This is a genomic window from Shimazuella sp. NTD248, from assembly GCF_059510395.1.
On the sequence record NZ_JCAJZT010000002.1, the window covers coordinates 41,378 to 59,480 of the forward strand.

Consider the following 18,103-nt stretch of genomic DNA (forward strand, 5'->3'; position numbering starts at 1 on the left):
TTATGACAAATAAATTGAAATAGCAACAACTTAAGCGAAATTTAGGAATATATTGCCTTATGAAAAAAATATCTTCTTTGACAAAGAAACAGCAAAAATCACAAAGAAAAACCAGAAAGGAAACGTTCTTCCCTTCTGATTTCTTTGACTTAACTTTTTAATAAATAATCATTACCTTCATTATCTTGAAACTGCACAAAAGTACCCCATTGCATTTTTTGTGGTTCTCCTGAAAAATTAACACCTTTTTCCATAAGATGTCGATAAGTTTGTTCTACATTATCACACACAAAAACGATGGATGCTTTATGTTCATCTGCGCTAGCCATCATGGATTTTGGATAAATCACGAGATGAGTTAGAGCTTTTTCAGGGGCAACTTCCAGCCAATAACTATCTGATCCCATTTGCTTTTTCTCTTTTTGAACAAATCCCATCTGTTCTATCCAAAAGTGCTCCGCTGCCTCTTGATTATTTACATAAACGGCAACGGTGGCTATGTTTGTTAACATGTTAAAAACCCCTATACTTATATACTAAGTATAAGATTTCCGTTCCAATAGCCAAATATCCATAAAAAAACTCCATTTGATATGGAGTTTAGATTAGGATGCCTTCTTCTCTTCTGTCGGTTCTTTATCATCCGAAATTTTTATATTTTTTAGAAATGGGGCAAATACCAAGCCTGCAATAACAAAAATCAATCCAACAATAAAGACCAAATGAAGAGAATCCACTAAAGTACCCTTTAAAATAGGTACAAATATATTTTGCATCGCTTGAGGAATTTTGTTCATCGTTTCTGAACTGAGCAGCATCGAATATAGCCCTTGTGGATTATTTGCCACCAGCTCTTTCATATGTGTCACCAGCTCATGTGCCTGTGGTGGCAATTTGTCTAACGTCGGAACCAATTGATTCGTTAATAAAGTAGATGATTTATGGTTCATAATTGCACCTAAAATGGTCATCCCAAAAGTACCACCAATTTGACGAAAAAACTGACTTGATGAAGTTACTACGCCTAATTCTGACTTAGGAAAAGACTCCTGAAGAGCAAGTGTAAGTAAAGGCATAATGAGTCCCATACCTAACCCTAGAATAACCATATCTGTCATTGCTTGTAGCTTTGATGTTTCCATTGTCATCGTAGACAATAAATAAAAACCAAAAGACATCACAGCCATCCCAATGATCATTTGAATACGGATACCAATCTTCTTTACCAATTGTCCTGCTAAAATACTAGCTAGAATCATTGCAAACATCATAGGTGTCATGACTGTTCCCGATGCTGAAGCACTAATCCCAATGATACCTTGCATAAACAGAGGAACAAACATGATCGCACCGAACATTCCTAATGACATCAAAAATCCAATTCCATTTAATAACGTAAAGGTCCTATTTTTAAATAGATGCATAGGTAAAATTGGTTCTTCTGCACGATTTTCCACTATCACAAACGCTACTAATCCCACTACAGCTAAAGCGAACAAAGAAATAATTTGCCAGGATCCCCAAGAGTACTCATTCCCACCAAATGTGAGTGCGAGTAGAAGACTGACAACACCCACGATCATAGTAAACATCCCAAGAATATCGAATTTAACTGGTCCTTCAGCTTTATGACTTTTTAATCCCATGGCAATAAAGATAAAAGCCAAAAGGCCGACAGGGAGATTGATATAAAACACCCAACTCCAGTTTAATGAATCGACGATCCAGCCACCCACTTGAGGACCAACAACAGAAGCTAAAGCAAAAATGCCACCAAAAACACCTTGCCATTTGGCACGCTGGGCCCCGGTAAATATATCCCCAATAATGATCATGGCCATTGGCATCATAACTCCGCCACCTAAACCTTGTAGTGCACGATAAAATATCAATTGATCCATGGTTGAAGCTATACCACAAAGAGCTGAGCCAATCATAAAGATAAAAATACCCGATAAATAAACAACCCTGCGACCTAACAAATCTGCTAACTTCCCAGCAATCGGTACAATTGCTGTAGAGGTTAACATGTATGCAGTAGTCAGCCATGTCATTAATTCTAGTCCGCCAAGCTCCCCAACAATTTTCGGCATTGCTGTACCGACAATCGTATTATCCAATGCCGCAAATAACATAGCTACTATTAACCCTGTGATCAATAAGCCGTTACCTGAGTTTTTTTCGTCTATCTCTGTAACATGCAAACTTGCTGAATTCTGACTCAAACTAGCTCACTCCTTAGAGTCTACACGAGAAAGTTTTCTAAATATGGATACAAGCGAATCTAATTCATCTCGATCAAGATGTGACAAGTATTTCACTAGCACTTGTTTTCTTTTCTCTAGTGTCTCATCCAATGTTTTATTTCCTTCTTCTGATATCTGGATAAAAACGACCCTTCGATCTTGCTCATCTCGGTCTCGCAATACATATCCTTGCTTTAAAAGCCTATCTATCATTGCTGTAATGGCACTTGGTTTAACCGTCATCTCTTCCGCTAGGCTAGAAACAGTACTACGACCTTTTTTACGAAGCAATTGAAGTATATAGAACTGTGGTCCTGTTAATTTAGGCTCACAATCTGTAGTTTGTTTGCTAATTCGTCTCATGGTAAGTAAGAAAATTTGTTGCAGTTTCTCTACATAATGTTCAAGCTCTTTATTCTCCACTATATTCCCTCCTTTTTTATCCCTAGCATATAAACTATTGATATCTTTAATATTTAATATAGTTAACTATACGCTACTAAAACGCTATGGTCAACCACTACAAGAGTACAATTTTAATTATAAATAATTAACTAAATATTCCTACTTTAATCCGAGGTTGATCTAGAGTGAATAATAAAATAATATTATAAATGTTAAAGATAATTGCTATGAACATGGAAAAATTGCCATATGCAAAATAATTTACAAATACAATTTTAAAGATTATATTGGTAGTATGAAATTAAAACGCTTTCAATTGGCGTGTTACTGGTAATGCAGGCATAAGCCAAAAAAGATCTTCAAAAACAAAGATCTTTTTTGGCTTTTTATATGTAAATCACATATAAAGTAAGGTGTTGTTGATGAACCAAGATCCCGCATATATTGTAAATCATGTATTTAACAATAACGTTGTCTTAGTAACAGACCCATCATCCAATAAAGAAACGATCTTGCTAGGAAAAGGACTGGGCTTTCAACAAAAAAAAGGCACACACCTCCCACACAACGATGTCCGCATTGAGAAAAAATTTCACTTAGAAGATGAACAATATTTAGCTCAATACCGGGACTTACTCACACAAGTCGATAAAGATGTATTTGGTATATCTGAGGAAATCATCGGACTTATCTCTAAAGAATTTACAGACAATATAAATGAGTATGTACACCTAGCATTGCCAGACCATATTCAGTTCGCCTTGTATCGCATGCGAAACGGATTAAAAATTATTAATCCGTTTCTATTTGAGATAAAAACCTTGTACAACAAAGAATTTTCATTAGCCGTTCAAGCAGCAGAGTTACTTTCCAACACATTTGATATGGAGATACCTGAAAGTGAAATAGGATTTTTAGCTCTACATATTCATTCAGCATTAAATTTTGTACCTGTCCATCGAACCGTAACTTTTGCTAGCTTATTAGCAGATTTTGTGGAGATGGTGGAAAAGGAACAAAAACATTCCATTGATCGAAGTAGTACAGAGTATCTTCAATTCGTAACAAATTTTCGTTTTGCTGTTGAGCGGGAAAAAGAATCTATAAACAAAAACTCTTCCCTACTTGGAAGTATTGAATCTACTTTACCGGTTGCTTATTCCTATTCCAAAAGACTATTTTGTTTAATAGAAACTCGTTTGGAGATAATTCCAAATAGGGAAGAAATCACTTTACTTTCAATAGACATTGATCGCTTGATCCAAAGAGAAAAAGATTTTTGATGTTCTCAAAATGGTTTTGATCGAAAAAATTAACCAGATTGCCACTCCCCTTACAGGCAATCTGGTTACATTAGACCAAGTTCCTGCTCCTGTTTTTTCTCAAAAAATGACAGGTGATAACTTTACTCCATATGTACAAGTTTGGAGATGAAGTGAAAAAAGATGAAAAACTAATTGATTTTGATATGCTTAACATAAAAGCAACTGGGTATCCAACCATTTCCCCTTTCGTCATTATAAATAACGAAATCGTTGCTGGAAAAAACGATATTTATCCATTCACCTAAAGTAGGAGAAATGCTATGAGTAAAACAGCTCTTTTAGGGAAGGTAATCACCAAACATCACTGCATGGACGAAGGTATTGTTGTCGTAGAAAATACTAAAATTGTCTTTGTTGGAAGCCAAACAGATTACGATCTTCAAAAAGATTCTGATATACATGTTTTGAACTATCCTAATGGCTGGATTATCCCAGGATTGATTGATATACATGTCCATGGTAATGCTAACTTTGATGTTATGGATGGCAAAGTAGAATCTTTGCATGGAATTGCTAAAAGTTTAAGCAGTTATGGTGTAACGAGTTTTTTGGCAACGACTATGACAATGCCTATGGATCAAGTTATTCAAGCTATTCATGCTGTATTACAATACCAAAAATATCCAAGCCCCTATGCCAGACTTATTGGTGTCCACCTTGAAGGTCCATTTATAAGTCCAAAGCAAAAAGGCGCCCAGAAAGAAGAAGACATCTTACATCCAACTCATGAAAAGCTGGAACAAATCCAAACTTTACTACAAGACAAGCTCAAAGTGGTTACTATTGCACCTGAAATACCATATGCCATAGAAGCCATTAGAATCCTAAGCAAAAACGGTATCATTTGTTCAATTGGACATTCAGACGCAACGGAAGAGCAAGTAAAAAAAGCTTTGGATGCTGGAGCTACTCATTTTACACACCTATTTAATGCAATGAGAGAGTTACATCATCGAGAACCTGGTGTAGTAGGAAGCGCTCTTATCAATCATGCGTCATCGTGTGACATTATTGCTGATATGGTCCATGTTCACCCTAGCGTTGTGCGTCTTGTCTTTGAGCTAAAATCGAGAGAAAAGCTTCTATTGATCAGTGATGGTATGCGTGCTGTGGGTATGGGAGATGGCACTTTTCATTTGGGTGGTCAAAAAGTAAATGTTCATCACTGTATTGCTCGATTAGATAACGGAGCCCTAGCTGGCAGCACTTTAACTTTAAACAAAGCTGTACAAAATATGGCAAATACAGTCGGTATATCACTTGTGGATGCAGTATATATGGCTTCCACTGCACCTGCAAAAAAATTAGGAATTGATCACCATAAAGGTAGTTTAGAAATAGGAAAAGACGCCGATATAGTAGTAATGTCTGATGGTTTTAACGTGAAACTTACTATGATTGAGGGACAGTTCGTTTATCAGGAGGATCATCCATTTTGATACAACTCGCTATTTTCGAAGATTACCAATCATTGAGCAGACAAGCTGCAAAACATATCGTTGAGCTCATCAGAAAAAAACCGAATGCTGTTCTTGGACTAGCTACTGGTAGTACACCACTAGGATTATACCAAGAACTTGTAAAAATGTATAAAGAATCAAAAGTCAATTTTTCTGATGTTGTTACATTTAATCTTGACGAATATGTTGGTTTACCACGTGATCACTCCCAAAGTTATTATTACTTTATGAATCAGCATTTGTTTTCCAATGTTAACATATTGGCAGCAAACATTCATTTCCCACAAGGTTTGTTTGAGGATGCTGGAAAAGCTTGTCGAGAATATGAACATCAACTTCAAGACATTGATCGTATTGACCTGCAAATACTCGGAATCGGTTCAAATGGGCATATTGGATTCAACGAACCAGCTGATAGAATGACATTGGAAACGCATATTACAGAATTAACTAGCAGAACAATCACCGACAATGCTCGATTTTTTAATGGCTCAGGAGAGGTTCCTCGAAAAGCTATCACCATGGGAATCGGCAATATTATGAGAGCCAGAACCATTTTACTTCTTGCAAACAATGAAACAAAAACTGCTGCACTCAATGCAATGTTTTCTGGAGTGATTGACCCGAACATTCCAGCTTCCATTCTGCAACTACATGAAAATGTGATTGTTTTTGTAAGTAGCGAAGTGGCCAAAAACTTAACATATCGTTCCACTGCTTTGGTAAATTAGCAAATAGAAATGAGAGGGATAAGAAATGCTACAAGGAATTCCAGTTTCATCAGGTGTCGCAATAAATAAAGCTTTATTTTTGCAAAATAGTCCTGTCACCACTGAAAAGAAAAGCATTACAAAAAATCAAATAGCTTCTGAACAAAAAAAATTAGAAACAGCATTAGACAAGACAGAAGAACAGCTTACCGAACTCCACCAACAATTACTTGAGTCAGTAGGAGAAGAACAAGCTTCTATTATGTCTGCACATTTGGTATTACTCAGAGATCCTGCATTTATAGATGAAATAAATAACCGTATTGAAAACGATTTGATTGATGTATCTTCCGCTGTACAGATGGCCGCAGATCAATTTGTTCAGCTTTTTGAATCCTTGGATGACGAATATATGAGAGAACGAGCAACAGACATCAAAGATATCGCAAATAGACTCATATCCAACATATTAGGTAAGAACGATAAACAAACAATCGATACGGAAGAAGCATTTATTTTGGTATCAGATGACCTCACTCCTTCTGAGACAGTAACACTTCCTAGAGAACGAGTTGAAGCGATTATCGTAGCCAAAGGCGGAAAAACGTCTCATGCTGCTATTCTTGCTCGTTCTCTTGGTATTCCAGCTATTATGGGTGTAGGCGATCAACTGGCCAATGGAGTAAAAACTGGTGACATTCTTATTATCGATGGATCAACTGGAGAAATTTATATTAATCCAGAATCATCATTGATTCAAAAATACCAAGAAAAACAACAAGAAGAAAAAGAAGAAAAAGAAGAACTCGCAAAGCTAAAAGATAAAAAAGCAACAACTCGTGACGGAAACGAAATCGAGCTTGTTGCAAATATAAAAGGACCACAAGATGCAGAAGAAGTCCTACAACAAGGAGGTGAGGGGATCGGTCTATTTCGTAGCGAATTTCTCTTTATGGATCGCACTTCACTTCCATCTGAAGAAGAACAGTATGAAGCATATTCCCAAGTAGTAAAAAAATTAGGAAATAGACCAGTTATTATTCGCACTTTAGATATTGGCGGAGATAAACACCTTCCTTATTTTGACTTACCAGAAGAAATGAATCCTTTTCTAGGATGGCGAGCAATTCGTATTTCCTTGAGCAGACCAGAACTTTTCCAAGTCCAGCTTCGAGCACTGCTTCGGGCGAGCGCTCATGGGAAAGTAAGAATTATGTTTCCTATGATCTCACACTTAGAACAAATTCAAGAAGTAAAAAGAATCTTAGAAGAAACAAAAAAACAACTGACAGCAGAAAATATCGCTTATGATCCTGAAATTGAAATTGGAGTAATGATAGAAATTCCAAGTGCTTGTCTGATTGCAGATGAATTGGCGAAAGAAGTTGATTTCTTTAGCATTGGTACCAATGACCTTGTTCAGTACACGCTAGCAGTAGATCGGATGAATGAGAAAATAACAGATCTCTATGATCATTTTCATCCAGCTGTTTTGCGTCTGATTAAAATGGTGATTGATGCCTCTCATCGCCATAACATTTGGACTGGTATGTGCGGGGAAATGGCTGGAGATTTACAAGCGACTGAGATATTGCTCGGTTTGGGTCTTGATGAATTCAGTGTTTCCCCCACCCTACTACCTAGAGTTAAGCATCAACTGTTACAACTTTCTACAGATAAAGCTAAACAAACAGCTGAAAAGACTCTAAGTTTTGGTACTTCAAAAGAAGTATTAGAATATATAACAGCCTCTTATTAATGTCAGTTAAAGTAGTATCCGTCTTTGATGGGTACTACTTTCTGAAAATATATGATGCATAAACAAGGAGGTATCTTCAGTGCTAGCATTTTTGCAAAAGATTGGTAAATCTCTTATGCTACCTGTAGCAAGTTTACCAGCAGCAGCTATCTTGCTTCGATTTGGAGCGATAGACTACATCAAAGATTTTCATCTCGGTACTACTGTAGGAGGATTTCTAAACCAGTACATTGCACCTTTTTTATTAGCAGGTGGGTCCGCTATATTTGATAATCTCGCACTTATTTTTGCTGTCGGGATCGCACTTGGACTAGCAGGTGATGGAGTTGCTGCTTTGGCTGCTGTCATGGCATATGAAATTTTAGTCAATGTATTAGCTAAAGTACCAACTGCCTTTGGTTTTATCGCAAATGATGTAAAATTAGATATGGGTGTTCTAGGGGGTATTCTAGCTGGTGCGTTAGCAGCTTACTTCTACAACAGGTATCATGATATTAAACTTCCTGATTGGTTGGGTTTTTTTGGTGGAAAAAGATTTGTACCGATCATCACTTCCCTTACCATGGTTATTGTGGCACTACTCTTTGGACTGATTTGGGGACCTGTTCAACATGCACTTGATATTTTTGGTAACTGGGTAGTTAGCCTTGGAGCAATCGGCGCTGGAATTTACCAATTCTTTAACCGTTTACTCATCCCATTTGGCCTTCACCATGTTATAAACTCCATTGCTTGGTTCCAAATTGGCAGCTTTACAGATCCTGTCACACATAAAGTCGTTCACGGAGATCTATACCGCTACTTTGCCGGAGACCCTACAGCTGGTATGTTTATGGCTGGATTTTATCCGATCTTAATGTTTGCACTTCCAGGAGCAGCACTTGCCATTATTCACACTGCAAAACCAGAAAAAAGGAAATTAATTTCATCCATCTTTATTGGTTCTGCTTTAGCAGCCTTTTTGACTGGTATCACGGAACCAATTGAATTCGCTTTCATGTTTGTAGCTCCTGCACTTTATGGACTGCACGCTATTTTATCTGGTATTGCAGGATATATTGTAACTGCTATGGGCATTAAAATCGGATTTGGCTTCTCTGCAGGATTGATCGACTATTTCTTAGCATATGGAAAAGCTACAAAGCCATTACTTTTGATTCCGATAGGACTTATCTTTGCTGTTGTGTATTATCTGCTATTTCGTTTGATTATTACAAAGTTTAACCTGAAGACCCCTGGTAGAGAAGATGAAATGGAGGAAAATGACAAAGAAATTGGAAGCGTTTCCAATTTGGATGATAAAGCCTCAAAAGTTCTAACTATGGTGGGCGGAAAAGAAAACATTGTCGATGTAGATGCTTGTATCACTCGACTACGCTTAGTTGTCAAAGATGATAAATTGACTGATGACGATGGATTGAGAAGCTTAGGAGCAGCAGGTATCATGAAATTGGGTAAAGGAGCAGTACAAATCGTATTTGGTACCCAATCTGAACAAATAAAAGATAAAATAAAGAAATTATTATAACAAAAGAACCCTAGTAGAGCTTTTTACGCTACAGCAAAACCATACCAATTGCACTGAAGAAAAATACCTAGGCATTCTACTTGCTTAGGTATTTTTTATGCTTTTGAACATCCTGCAACTTAAAACATAGGATGTTAAGCCGGTAATCTGTTTATCTTTCATTACCTAACCCCGTTACCATCAGGATTAGGTTGTAGAATGATTTTTCAAATTCCAATCTTGCTTCCCTTTTTATCTTACATTTATCGTTAGTTATTCAATCACAAACCTATATTTCCTTCGTGGCTAAGTAATAGGCACCCTTTGTAGCTGGTACTGCATCGAGCACCAATGTGATAGGAACTTGAATGATACTGGATAAATATTGTTTATAACTATCCATTACTTGTGGAATATGTTCAAAAATACTCCCGCTCAGAGCAATGGTAATCGGATCGTCATGACCTAATTTTCTACAACAATTCCATGTCATACTTCCTAGTTTTTGACCTGCATCATACAATATTCGGCCAGCAATAGCATCTCCTGTATCAGCTAAACGTGTTACTACTTTACTTAGCTTTGCAATCTCAGCTTTTGGTCTACTATACGCAAATAGCTTAATATCTTGTGGATCTGTATAGCCCATCTCATCTAACAATGCGCTGCTCAGTTGACATAATGGTAGAGACTCATCTGTCTCCATAATCATCTGACGAAAAGCTTCCATCACAATCCAATAACCACTACCTTCATCTCCTAGTAAATGTCCCCATCCCCCACTAAAAACACATTTATCTCCTTTGATCCCAACTGCAATTGCACCTGTACCAGATATCGCTAAAATTCCATCCTCACCTTTTAACATTGCTGCGTGAGCAATAATCGAATCGTTTACTACACTTATTTTAGTTTGGAATTCATTTGTTATGATTTGAATGAGTTCATCTTTATTCTCAATTCCTTCACTGCCTGCAATCCCTAGATAGATATATTTGCAATCCTCTTTTCTAAGGTTCTCTTGAGCTTGATCAATAGCTACGAGAATATGTTTGGTTGCCTCCTTAAAATTAACCATTACATTACTGAAACCACTTCTTCCCTCTCCCAACACATTCCCATCTAGATCATAAGCAACTGCTATCGTTTTGGTACCGCCTCCATCAACGCCTATCACATATTGCAACTCGAACACCCTTCCTCTTCTTGAAAGCAAAAGTTCTTGCCTGTTTTTTTATACTTGTAAGAATCGTCTTAGTCAAGAATTTTTCTTACTATACTTTCTTATCATGGTTCATCCTGTCTCGCAATGCAATTTCTCTTGTTTATCTATTTACGTATTCTTTCATTTGGTATTCCAATATATCTAATTAAAATTACATAAAAAGAACTAAATTTAGCATACCTAATTATAACCTAAAACTCAAAGAGAAATTTTTATCCCTTCGTCTATGCTTTCATCCGAGCTACTCAATAGAAATAAAATCATCACCTGTGATATACTTTTATTTGTAATAAAAGAAAATCGTGAAGACTCAATCTCCTGTGAAAGGTTTGGTTTCATGTTTGGAAAAGTAGCTGCAGATGTGTTAGGTTTAAGCAATGTAGGGACAGTAATAAAACCTGCTGATTATGATAAGGTAGACTCAGATGACTATGTCATGCACGAAGATGGAGAGAAAATATTTTTCCTCATCAAATCCAAATCGGATGAGTATTGCTTTACAAATAAGGCACTGATTCATTTAGATGGCACAAGTGCAGTGAGCAAGAAACGTACATTATATCGATATGATTATTATCAAAATCATATCTCCAACGTTTCCCTGGAAACCGCTGGAACTGTTGACTTAGATGTGGAACTTAAGTTTAAATTAGGATCTGAATTATACCACATTGACGTACAAAAAAAACAATTGGAAGACGTCAAAGACTTATACAAAGCATTAATTAAAATAGCCGAAATTACTAAAGATAACGCTAGCTATCTACAATTTTCCGAACAAAGCCTGAACATAGCCTCTACTACACTCAGCCGCATTACAAGTGAAGAAAGCAATGTTGTTAACCAATTTAAAGAACTAAACGAATTTGCCTTTACTTGGCTTAAAGAGAAAAAACAAACCTATGTTGTGAAAGATTTTGGATTTGTATTTGAAAAATATATCAATAACTAAAAATAGAAGACCGATCTATACAGATTGGTCTTCTAACTTTCTAATCTATTATATGAGCCTTTTGGCTCATTTCCGCTTCACAGGATAACTTTTGTACATATTAGTGGAAAAGTATCCCATCTCAGGGAAACTCTATATCATAAACTCCAAAATATGTTATATCCTACTTCAACGAATTTCTCGTCACTTAAACCCAACGATTGATTGTTTTCTCATATTCTACTTGCTCTGCTTCTGGAAACCAAAGGGCGAGTTCACGTTCAGCGCTTTCAGGAGAATCAGATCCATGAATGATGTTCATACCAACACTTATACCAAAATCACCACGAATCGTACCAGGCAACGCATCAGAAGGATTTGTTGTCCCCATCATTTGACGTGCTGTAGCAATTACATTATCTCCTGCTAATACAAAGGCGAATACTGGGCTAGAAGTAATAAAATCAACCAGTTCTCCAAAGAAAGGGCGTTCTTTGTGCTCAGCATAATGTTTTTCAGCTAATTCATTTGAAACACTCATTAGTTTCGCACCTAAAAGTTGAAAACCTTTCTTTTCAAAACGAGATACGATTTCTCCTACCAGTCCACGTTGTACTCCATCAGGCTTAATCATAATAAAAGTTTTTCCCATGAAAAATCCTCCAATAGTATGTATGATAACGTTCCACATTGTATCAAGCATAGATCAGAAACGCAATATTTCCGCTTAATAATTTCTACCAACGATAAATTCTGCTAGCATTTTTAATAAATTTTGTTCATGAGTAGGTGGTAATTTTTCTAGTTCTTGTAAGGCTTTGTTTAAATATTGTTTTGATAAATCTAATGTAAATTCATTTCCGCCTGCTTTTATCACGAGATCAAGTACATCATCGTTGAGCGGCTCTTGGCCCTTTGTTGATAAAAAGTCTTCTATAACTTTCCGTTCTTCAAGGGGTAAATTTTTCAATGCATATATTACTGGTAATGTTACATTGCCTTGTTTTAAATCACTTCCAGCTGGCTTACCTAAAGTCTCTTCATCTCCAGTAAAATCAAGTACATCGTCGGTTAATTGGAAGGACATACCAACATAATACCCGTATCGTTTCATATGCCGTACTACTTTAGGAGAAGCATGACTTACCAAGGCACCTAAATAACAACTGACGGACATCAAAAGTGCAGTTTTACGTTTAATGCGAGATAAATATTGTTTGAGGATAAGATTTGGATTATATAAATCTTGAATTTGATCAATTTCTCCTCGACACATGAGAGATATTGACTTCGACAACTCTTGATGAACTTGTGGAATAGTAATATCTGAAATAATCTGAAGTGCACGAGAAATAATATAATCTCCTGTATACATTGCCACTCGATTATCCCAACGCGCCTTAACCGTTTCCTGACCTCTACGCAATGAAGCATTGTCGATCACATCATCATGCACCAATGTTGCCATATGTATTAATTCCAAAGCAACTGCTACATCAATCACTTGTTGTTTGTTTAATGATGTTCCAAATCTTCCTGATAACAGTACAAAAACCGGGCGCATTCTTTTGCCACCAGCCCGGAGCAGATGAGTAGATGATTCGCGTAGTTCCAGCAGATCTGTATCCATTGATTGGGTTAGCAAATCTTCTACTACTTCTAGATCTTTTTTTATATGTCTATAAATACTTGCTAGTCGCAAATTCCTCACCCTGTTAGCTTAGATGTGTACAGGTAGATCCAAAACCTCAATTTTCACTTCATCTTTTATCAATCCAGTAAGCTTTGCATAGTGAAAGTAAGTAGCTAAACCACGTTGTTCTTCTGGACCAAAATTATAATTAAGCCCAGCATAATATTTTTTCCAATCAGCTACTTCTCCTCCTACTTGTCTCCTCGCTTCTTGAATAACTGGAATCAGATCCTGTTGTCCAAGTTTTTTTGCTTGTAAAAATCGTTGATAGATAAGTGAAAGCATCTCCTGTCTTTCCTCTGCCACACGACGGTTTACCGCCCATATTGCATAAGTCATTGGTAGACCTGTTTCTTTATACCACTGTAAACCTAGATCATACACATGATATTTTGTATTGGACCAATTAGCGCGGAGGGCATCGTCACCAATTAACAAGGCAGCATCCGCAACCTCCATCATTTTGTCTAAGTTTGTTTCGTGGGTTGTATAACTCGGTGAACCATTAGCAAAATGCTCTAATAAAATTTTGAGTAAATGAATCGAAGTTGCTGATGTATTGGTTAATGCAATTTTTCCATGTTTCACTGCTGAAAACGTATCTTTTTTGCTAAACAAAAAAACAGAGCCAACTGGACCTTTTGCACTAATTGATATATCTGGCATGACAATATACTTCGGATAATCACGAGCATAAGCAAAGGAAGAAATAGGACCCATATCAATTCTACCATCTGCCATGGATTGATTTAACAGAGATGGAACTTGAGGAATGAGTTCCACCGATAAATCTGAAAAATGAAAGTAGTGGTATAGCGGTAAAATGTTTGTAAATGCAATTTTCCCAATGCGTATCGGTTTCATTTCCACATCCACCTTTATCGAAATAGCACATCTATCATCATAAAACAAAATACGATAACGCTCAGAACCCCATTCATGGTAAAAAATGCAGTATTCAAACGGGAAAGGTCATCATGCGAGACGATAGAGTGTTCATAGAGAAGAATGAGCAATGCGACAATAACTCCTAAACCAAAATAAACTCCGAGATCCGTCATCCAAAGAAGCCCAAATAATCCAAGAGCAGTTCCGATATGCATTAAGGATGAAATCTGCAATCCTCTTTTAATTCCAAATCGAACAGGAATCGAGTGAAGCCCCTCTTTTTTATCAAACTCTACATCTTGACAGGCATAAATAACATCAAATCCACCTATCCACAATGCAACTGTTAAAAAGAGCAGTATTCCTTTGATATCAATCTGTCCAGTAGTAGCAATCCAGCCACCTAATGGTCCCAGACCTGTTGCTATACCAAGTATCAAATGGCATGTCCATGTAAAACGCTTTGTATATGAATAAAAAACCAAAAAAAACACCGCAATCGGTAACAATTCTACAGCTAACATGTTTAACTGGAAAGCTGCAATAAACAATACAAGAAAGGAAACGATCACAAATCCCCAAGCAAAGGAAACAGGAATTAGCCCCTTTGGAATGTGCCTGTTTGAGGTTCTTGGGTTTTTTGCATCAATTTGGCGATCAATGATTCGATTTAATGCCATCGCTGCACTTCTAGCACCTATCATTGCGATTGTAATCCAAAAGATTTGCATCCATGAAGGAAAATGTCCATTTACCTCTAGGCTTCCTAAAACAGCTCCCAGATAGGCAAATGGAAGCGCAAAAATAGAATGCTCAAACTTGATCATGTCTAGGACCAATTTTAGTTTTTTTACCATGATGATTACCTTCTTCTATTTGTAGCCTATGTGTAGAGCAGTAATGCCCCCTGATAAAGGATACACCTCTACATCAGAAAATCCAACCTCTTCCTTCATCATTTTTTCTAACTCTTTATAATCAGGAAAAGATAAAAGTGATGTAGGCAGCCATTTGTATTGCTCATAACGATTAACAAATAGTTTGCCCAATAGAGGTAGAATACGACCAAAATAAAAGAAATAAAGAGCACGAAATGGTTTCCAAGTCGGCTTCGACAACTCAAGAGAGACCACTTTTCCTCCTGGTTTGACCACTCGCTTCATTTCTTGTAAAACTTTTACTACATCAGGAACATTTCGCAAAGCAAACCCAATCGTAGCAAAGTCAAATGTGTTGTCTGGATATGGCAATTCTAATGCATTACCTTCTATAAGATTAACATTGTCTTGTATTCCTTCTTTTTCTAACTTAGACAATCCCATTTCCAGCATTTTAGAACTAAAATCCAGCCCAATGATACTTCCTGTTTTAGAGGCCTTGGCTAGTGCAATTGTCCAATCACACGTTCCACAGCATACATCGATAGCTGAATCTCCCTCACCTACATTCATTTTTTTCATCGCAAATTTTCTCCATGCGCGATGACGGCGAAAACTTAGGATACTATTCATTCGATCATAATTTTCTGCGATATCTTCAAAAACTTGATGAACATATTTTTCTTTTTCTGTACCTTGGAGAGGGACTACCTTTGTATCCTTCAATGAATTGCCTCCTTATCCAACAACATCTGATATAGGACAGATTGGACACTCTCTGGCTCAATAGACTCCATACATTTTAAAAAGGTTGCTCGCTGAATCTTTGGAGCCCGATGATGGTCCAAATGAAGGTAGTAAGAAAAGAGTGAACACCATTCTACCTGCCTGTGAACATGAAAAAAATCGGCAAGAGCCGTAAGCAGTTGATGGCCTGTCCAATCTTCCTGTTTAAATGGATCAAAGGTACCATCGATATGATGTTGCATATTTGCCTCACAAATCTGACTAGCTGTTTTAGATAGTACTTGCATTCCTTCTATTTCATTGTGATGAGCAAGTGTCTTATAAAATAAACTACTATAATAGTCCCCAGCTAATATGGATAACTGCTTCTTTTGAAATACTTCTACATCCTTTTCATCTTCCAAGGACACTTGTTCATGTACAACGAGCCCCATACGCAACAATGCTGTAGAAACGCAATATGAAATGATACGCTGGGGTTTTTCTTGGATAGATGTTAACATAAGTTGAAGAATTTTTATAAATAATTCCGGTATTTTAGGCTTTCCACATTTCTCCAATAAATAAGAGTGGCCTGTTAGTTGATTCAGACGAAGAATAATCTCCTCTTGCGTTTTATGTATGGACGTCATTAAAGCGTCCTCCTATATTTGCTATATCCACGATAGTATACCATAATTCATTACCAAAAAGCATTTGTCACAAATTTGTAAATCCATCAAGTTGATTACATAAAAATAGCCAGAGTATATTACCCCGGCCATAAAACCTTCTTATTCATTTGTATCTACAACTCCAAATGAGGTGATAATCTCAGCTTTTCCACGAATTTTCACAGCAGATGTATGTTCTGTAAATTGCGCAATCATCACTTCACCTTTGTCCAACTTTTCTGAGTGATGAAAACGGGTGTCCTTTCCTCGTGTAAGACCAATGACGTTCACACCATTTTCTTTCGCTTTTATAACAAAATAGTCTACTTGATTTCCCATTTTTCAAACCCTCCCAACGCTGGGTAAAAAAAACCCTCCCGATAAGGGAAGGGATTTTTTTGGTCGGGCTAGCCAGATTCGAACTGACGACCTCTTGCGCCCCATGCAAGCGCGCTACCAAGCTGCGCCATAGCCCGTTATACATGATTTCTTAATTCTAAGAGAACAGATATCATTTTATAACGAGCATATCCTTGTGTCAAGAGAGAAAAGAAAACCTGTTTGAAAATTAAAATTGTTATAAAACTGTGGTCTTCATTAATAAAAGCTAGCGAATCATCGCTAATACTTCTGCGCGCTTTTCAGCAGACTCTGCAAATACGCCTCTAACAGCTGTTGTAATTGTTTTTGTACCTGGTTTTTTTACACCCCTCATCGTCATACACATATGTTCTGCTTCAATCATAATCATCACACCATGTGGTTCTAATTTAGACATGATTGCATCAGCAACAGTCGCTGTAATCCGTTCTTGCAACTGGGGTCGTTTGGATAAAATCTCTACTGCCCGAGCTAATTTACTCAACCCAGTCACGCGGCCACTTTTTGGAATATAAGCAACATGAGCATGTCCAAAAAAAGGAATCAAATGATGTTCGCATATAGAATAAAAAGGTATATCTTTTACTAAAACTAACTCTTCATGTTCTTCACTAAAAACAACAGAAAAAAGTTCTTCTGGATTTTCCGTAAGGCCTGCAAACACTTCTTCATACATACTTGCAACACGACTAGGTGTTTCTAGCAAACCTTCTCTATTTGGGTCTTCGCCTATTGCTTCTAGTATTAGTTTGATCGCTTGTTCTAATTTCGGTTTATCCATCTATAAAATCCCTTCTTAATATACACAAAAAGACCCAAGAAAAGGGTCCCCTTGTGTTTATATGTAGTCCCATCCGATGGATAGAAAAAAGAAGTATATTATTTGTTTACTTCTTCTTTCAATTGTTTACCTGGTTTGAAAGCAGGAACTTTCATTGCAGGGATATCAATTTCTTCACCGGTTTGCGGATTACGTCCTTTACGTGCAGCACGCTCACGGACTTCAAAATTTCCAAACCCGATCAGTTGAACTTTTTCTCCAGCACCTAGTGCCTCAGAGATTACAGATAATACTGCTTCTACTGATTGTGTAGCTTCTTTTTTAGTTGTTTCTGTAGCTTCTGCTACTTTGTTGATTAGATCGGTTTTGTTCATAACCGCACCTCCTGTACAAATCACCTATTGTCACAGTAAAGGGACAATACGTGGGACACATCTATACTAATACAAGCAATGACCGTAGTTCAAGTACTATAAATGATTTTTCCTAAAAAATAAGGTCGATAGTTTCAAAC

20 protein-coding genes and 1 tRNA gene are annotated in these 18,103 nt (G+C 36.9%); 7 read left to right on the top strand and 14 right to left on the bottom strand.

Translation table 11 applies throughout. The features are described from left to right. Positions 1-149: 149 nt before the first annotated feature. From AC5WOE_RS04740 to AC5WOE_RS04750, 3 genes are all read right to left on the bottom strand, one after another. Entirely contained in the window at positions 150-512 is a 363-nt protein-coding gene (locus AC5WOE_RS04740) for a VOC family protein (RefSeq protein ID WP_496049842.1), read from the bottom strand. Positions 513-605: 93 nt separating this feature from the next. Beyond that, the gene (locus AC5WOE_RS04745; protein ID WP_496049969.1) at positions 606-2,189 is read right to left on the bottom strand and encodes a DHA2 family efflux MFS transporter permease subunit; all 1,584 of its coding nucleotides are present in this window, start codon (positions 2,187-2,189) and stop codon (positions 606-608) included. A gap of 42 nt (positions 2,190-2,231) precedes the next feature. Continuing rightward, positions 2,232-2,669 carry a MarR family winged helix-turn-helix transcriptional regulator gene (locus AC5WOE_RS04750; RefSeq protein ID WP_496049841.1) on the bottom strand — a complete coding sequence of 146 codons (438 nt, stop codon included), beginning with the start codon at positions 2,667-2,669 and terminating at the stop codon, positions 2,232-2,234. Between the two features lie 404 nt (positions 2,670-3,073). On the opposite strand from AC5WOE_RS04750, the gene AC5WOE_RS04755 reads away from it, so the two are divergent. The 6 genes from AC5WOE_RS04755 to nagE all read left to right on the top strand — a co-directional run bounded on the left by AC5WOE_RS04755 (position 3,074) and on the right by nagE (position 9,433). After that, a complete protein-coding gene (locus AC5WOE_RS04755; RefSeq protein ID WP_496052053.1) occupies positions 3,074-3,934 on the top strand; it encodes a PRD domain-containing protein in 861 nt (286 codons plus the stop codon). A 152-nt stretch (positions 3,935-4,086) separates the two neighbouring features. After that, positions 4,087-4,221 (top strand): hypothetical protein, encoded by a 135-nt coding sequence (locus AC5WOE_RS04760; protein ID WP_496052054.1) that lies wholly within the window; start codon positions 4,087-4,089, stop codon positions 4,219-4,221. A gap of 15 nt (positions 4,222-4,236) precedes the next feature. After that, complete coding sequence (nagA, locus tag AC5WOE_RS04765) at positions 4,237-5,415, top strand: N-acetylglucosamine-6-phosphate deacetylase (protein WP_496049838.1); 1,179 nt, start codon at positions 4,237-4,239, stop codon at positions 5,413-5,415. Further along, positions 5,412-6,167 carry a glucosamine-6-phosphate deaminase gene (gene nagB / locus AC5WOE_RS04770; RefSeq protein WP_496052055.1) on the top strand — a complete coding sequence of 252 codons (756 nt, stop codon included), beginning with the start codon at positions 5,412-5,414 and terminating at the stop codon, positions 6,165-6,167. The genes nagA and nagB overlap by 4 nt, the downstream gene beginning before the upstream one ends. 25 nt (positions 6,168-6,192) lie before the next feature. Next, a complete protein-coding gene (gene ptsP / locus AC5WOE_RS04775; protein ID WP_496052056.1) occupies positions 6,193-7,905 on the top strand; it encodes a phosphoenolpyruvate--protein phosphotransferase in 1,713 nt (570 codons plus the stop codon). A gap of 79 nt (positions 7,906-7,984) precedes the next feature. Continuing rightward, complete coding sequence (nagE, locus tag AC5WOE_RS04780) at positions 7,985-9,433, top strand: N-acetylglucosamine-specific PTS transporter subunit IIBC (RefSeq protein WP_496049835.1); 1,449 nt, start codon at positions 7,985-7,987, stop codon at positions 9,431-9,433. A gap of 268 nt (positions 9,434-9,701) precedes the next feature. Here nagE and AC5WOE_RS04785 read toward each other — a convergent pair whose 3' ends face one another. Continuing rightward, a complete protein-coding gene (locus tag AC5WOE_RS04785; RefSeq protein WP_496049834.1) occupies positions 9,702-10,607 on the bottom strand; it encodes an N-acetylglucosamine kinase in 906 nt (301 codons plus the stop codon). Between the two features lie 367 nt (positions 10,608-10,974). Here AC5WOE_RS04785 and AC5WOE_RS04790 point away from each other — a divergent pair, with 367 nt between their 5' ends. Continuing rightward, on the top strand, positions 10,975-11,589 hold the full coding sequence (locus AC5WOE_RS04790; protein WP_496052057.1) for a PH domain-containing protein: 615 nt from the start codon (positions 10,975-10,977) through the stop codon (positions 11,587-11,589). Positions 11,590-11,776: 187 nt separating this feature from the next. On the opposite strand, the gene ndk is transcribed toward AC5WOE_RS04790, so the two are convergent. The 10 genes from ndk to AC5WOE_RS04840 form a co-directional block, all read right to left on the bottom strand. Next, positions 11,777-12,220 carry a nucleoside-diphosphate kinase gene (ndk, locus tag AC5WOE_RS04795; RefSeq protein WP_496052058.1) on the bottom strand — a complete coding sequence of 148 codons (444 nt, stop codon included), beginning with the start codon at positions 12,218-12,220 and terminating at the stop codon, positions 11,777-11,779. A gap of 75 nt (positions 12,221-12,295) precedes the next feature. Continuing rightward, complete coding sequence (locus tag AC5WOE_RS04800) at positions 12,296-13,270, bottom strand: polyprenyl synthetase family protein (RefSeq protein WP_496052059.1); 975 nt, start codon at positions 13,268-13,270, stop codon at positions 12,296-12,298. Between the two features lie 18 nt (positions 13,271-13,288). Continuing rightward, entirely contained in the window at positions 13,289-14,125 is an 837-nt protein-coding gene (locus tag AC5WOE_RS04805) for a menaquinone biosynthesis protein (RefSeq protein ID WP_496049830.1), read from the bottom strand. 14 nt (positions 14,126-14,139) lie between these two features. Continuing rightward, positions 14,140-15,006, bottom strand: coding sequence for a UbiA-like polyprenyltransferase (locus AC5WOE_RS04810; RefSeq protein ID WP_496052060.1), 867 nt, complete (start codon positions 15,004-15,006; stop codon positions 14,140-14,142). A 15-nt stretch (positions 15,007-15,021) separates the two neighbouring features. Continuing rightward, complete coding sequence (locus AC5WOE_RS04815; protein WP_496049828.1) at positions 15,022-15,753, bottom strand: demethylmenaquinone methyltransferase; 732 nt, start codon at positions 15,751-15,753, stop codon at positions 15,022-15,024. Then, positions 15,750-16,406, bottom strand: coding sequence for a heptaprenyl diphosphate synthase component 1 (locus tag AC5WOE_RS04820; protein ID WP_496049827.1), 657 nt, complete (start codon positions 16,404-16,406; stop codon positions 15,750-15,752). Before AC5WOE_RS04820 ends, AC5WOE_RS04815 begins: the two co-directional genes overlap by 4 nt. Positions 16,407-16,547: 141 nt before the next feature. Beyond that, positions 16,548-16,766: a trp RNA-binding attenuation protein MtrB gene (gene mtrB / locus AC5WOE_RS04825; protein WP_496049826.1), complete on the bottom strand. Its 219-nt coding sequence runs from the start codon at positions 16,764-16,766 to the stop codon at positions 16,548-16,550. 60 nt (positions 16,767-16,826) lie between these two features. Beyond that, a tRNA-Pro gene (locus tag AC5WOE_RS04830) sits at positions 16,827-16,903 on the bottom strand. 131 nt (positions 16,904-17,034) lie between these two features. Further along, positions 17,035-17,589 (bottom strand): GTP cyclohydrolase I FolE, encoded by a 555-nt coding sequence (gene folE, locus AC5WOE_RS04835; RefSeq protein ID WP_496049825.1) that lies wholly within the window; start codon positions 17,587-17,589, stop codon positions 17,035-17,037. 98 nt (positions 17,590-17,687) lie between these two features. Next, positions 17,688-17,963 (bottom strand): HU family DNA-binding protein, encoded by a 276-nt coding sequence (locus AC5WOE_RS04840; protein WP_240876962.1) that lies wholly within the window; start codon positions 17,961-17,963, stop codon positions 17,688-17,690. Positions 17,964-18,103 lie beyond the last annotated feature (140 nt).

Excerpts from the sequence above, each read along its gene's own strand:
- AC5WOE_RS04740 (WP_496049842.1), bottom strand. The coding sequence starts at position 512 with ATGTTAACAAACATAGCCACCGTTGCCGTTTATGTAAATAATCAAGAG.
- AC5WOE_RS04755 (WP_496052053.1), top strand. The coding sequence starts at position 3,074 with ATGAACCAAGATCCCGCATATATTGTAAATCATGTATTTAACAATAAC.
- nagA (WP_496049838.1), top strand. The coding sequence starts at position 4,237 with ATGAGTAAAACAGCTCTTTTAGGGAAGGTAATCACCAAACATCACTGC.
- ptsP (WP_496052056.1), top strand. The coding sequence starts at position 6,193 with ATGCTACAAGGAATTCCAGTTTCATCAGGTGTCGCAATAAATAAAGCT.
- AC5WOE_RS04790 (WP_496052057.1), top strand. The coding sequence starts at position 10,975 with ATGTTTGGAAAAGTAGCTGCAGATGTGTTAGGTTTAAGCAATGTAGGG.
- ndk (WP_496052058.1), bottom strand. The coding sequence starts at position 12,220 with ATGGGAAAAACTTTTATTATGATTAAGCCTGATGGAGTACAACGTGGA.
- AC5WOE_RS04805 (WP_496049830.1), bottom strand. The coding sequence starts at position 14,125 with ATGAAACCGATACGCATTGGGAAAATTGCATTTACAAACATTTTACCG.
- AC5WOE_RS04810 (WP_496052060.1), bottom strand. The coding sequence starts at position 15,006 with ATGGTAAAAAAACTAAAATTGGTCCTAGACATGATCAAGTTTGAGCAT.
- AC5WOE_RS04820 (WP_496049827.1), bottom strand. The coding sequence starts at position 16,406 with ATGACGTCCATACATAAAACGCAAGAGGAGATTATTCTTCGTCTGAAT.
- mtrB (WP_496049826.1), bottom strand. The coding sequence starts at position 16,766 with ATGGGAAATCAAGTAGACTATTTTGTTATAAAAGCGAAAGAAAATGGT.
- folE (WP_496049825.1), bottom strand. The coding sequence starts at position 17,589 with ATGGATAAACCGAAATTAGAACAAGCGATCAAACTAATACTAGAAGCA.
- AC5WOE_RS04840 (WP_240876962.1), bottom strand. The coding sequence starts at position 17,963 with ATGAACAAAACCGATCTAATCAACAAAGTAGCAGAAGCTACAGAAACA.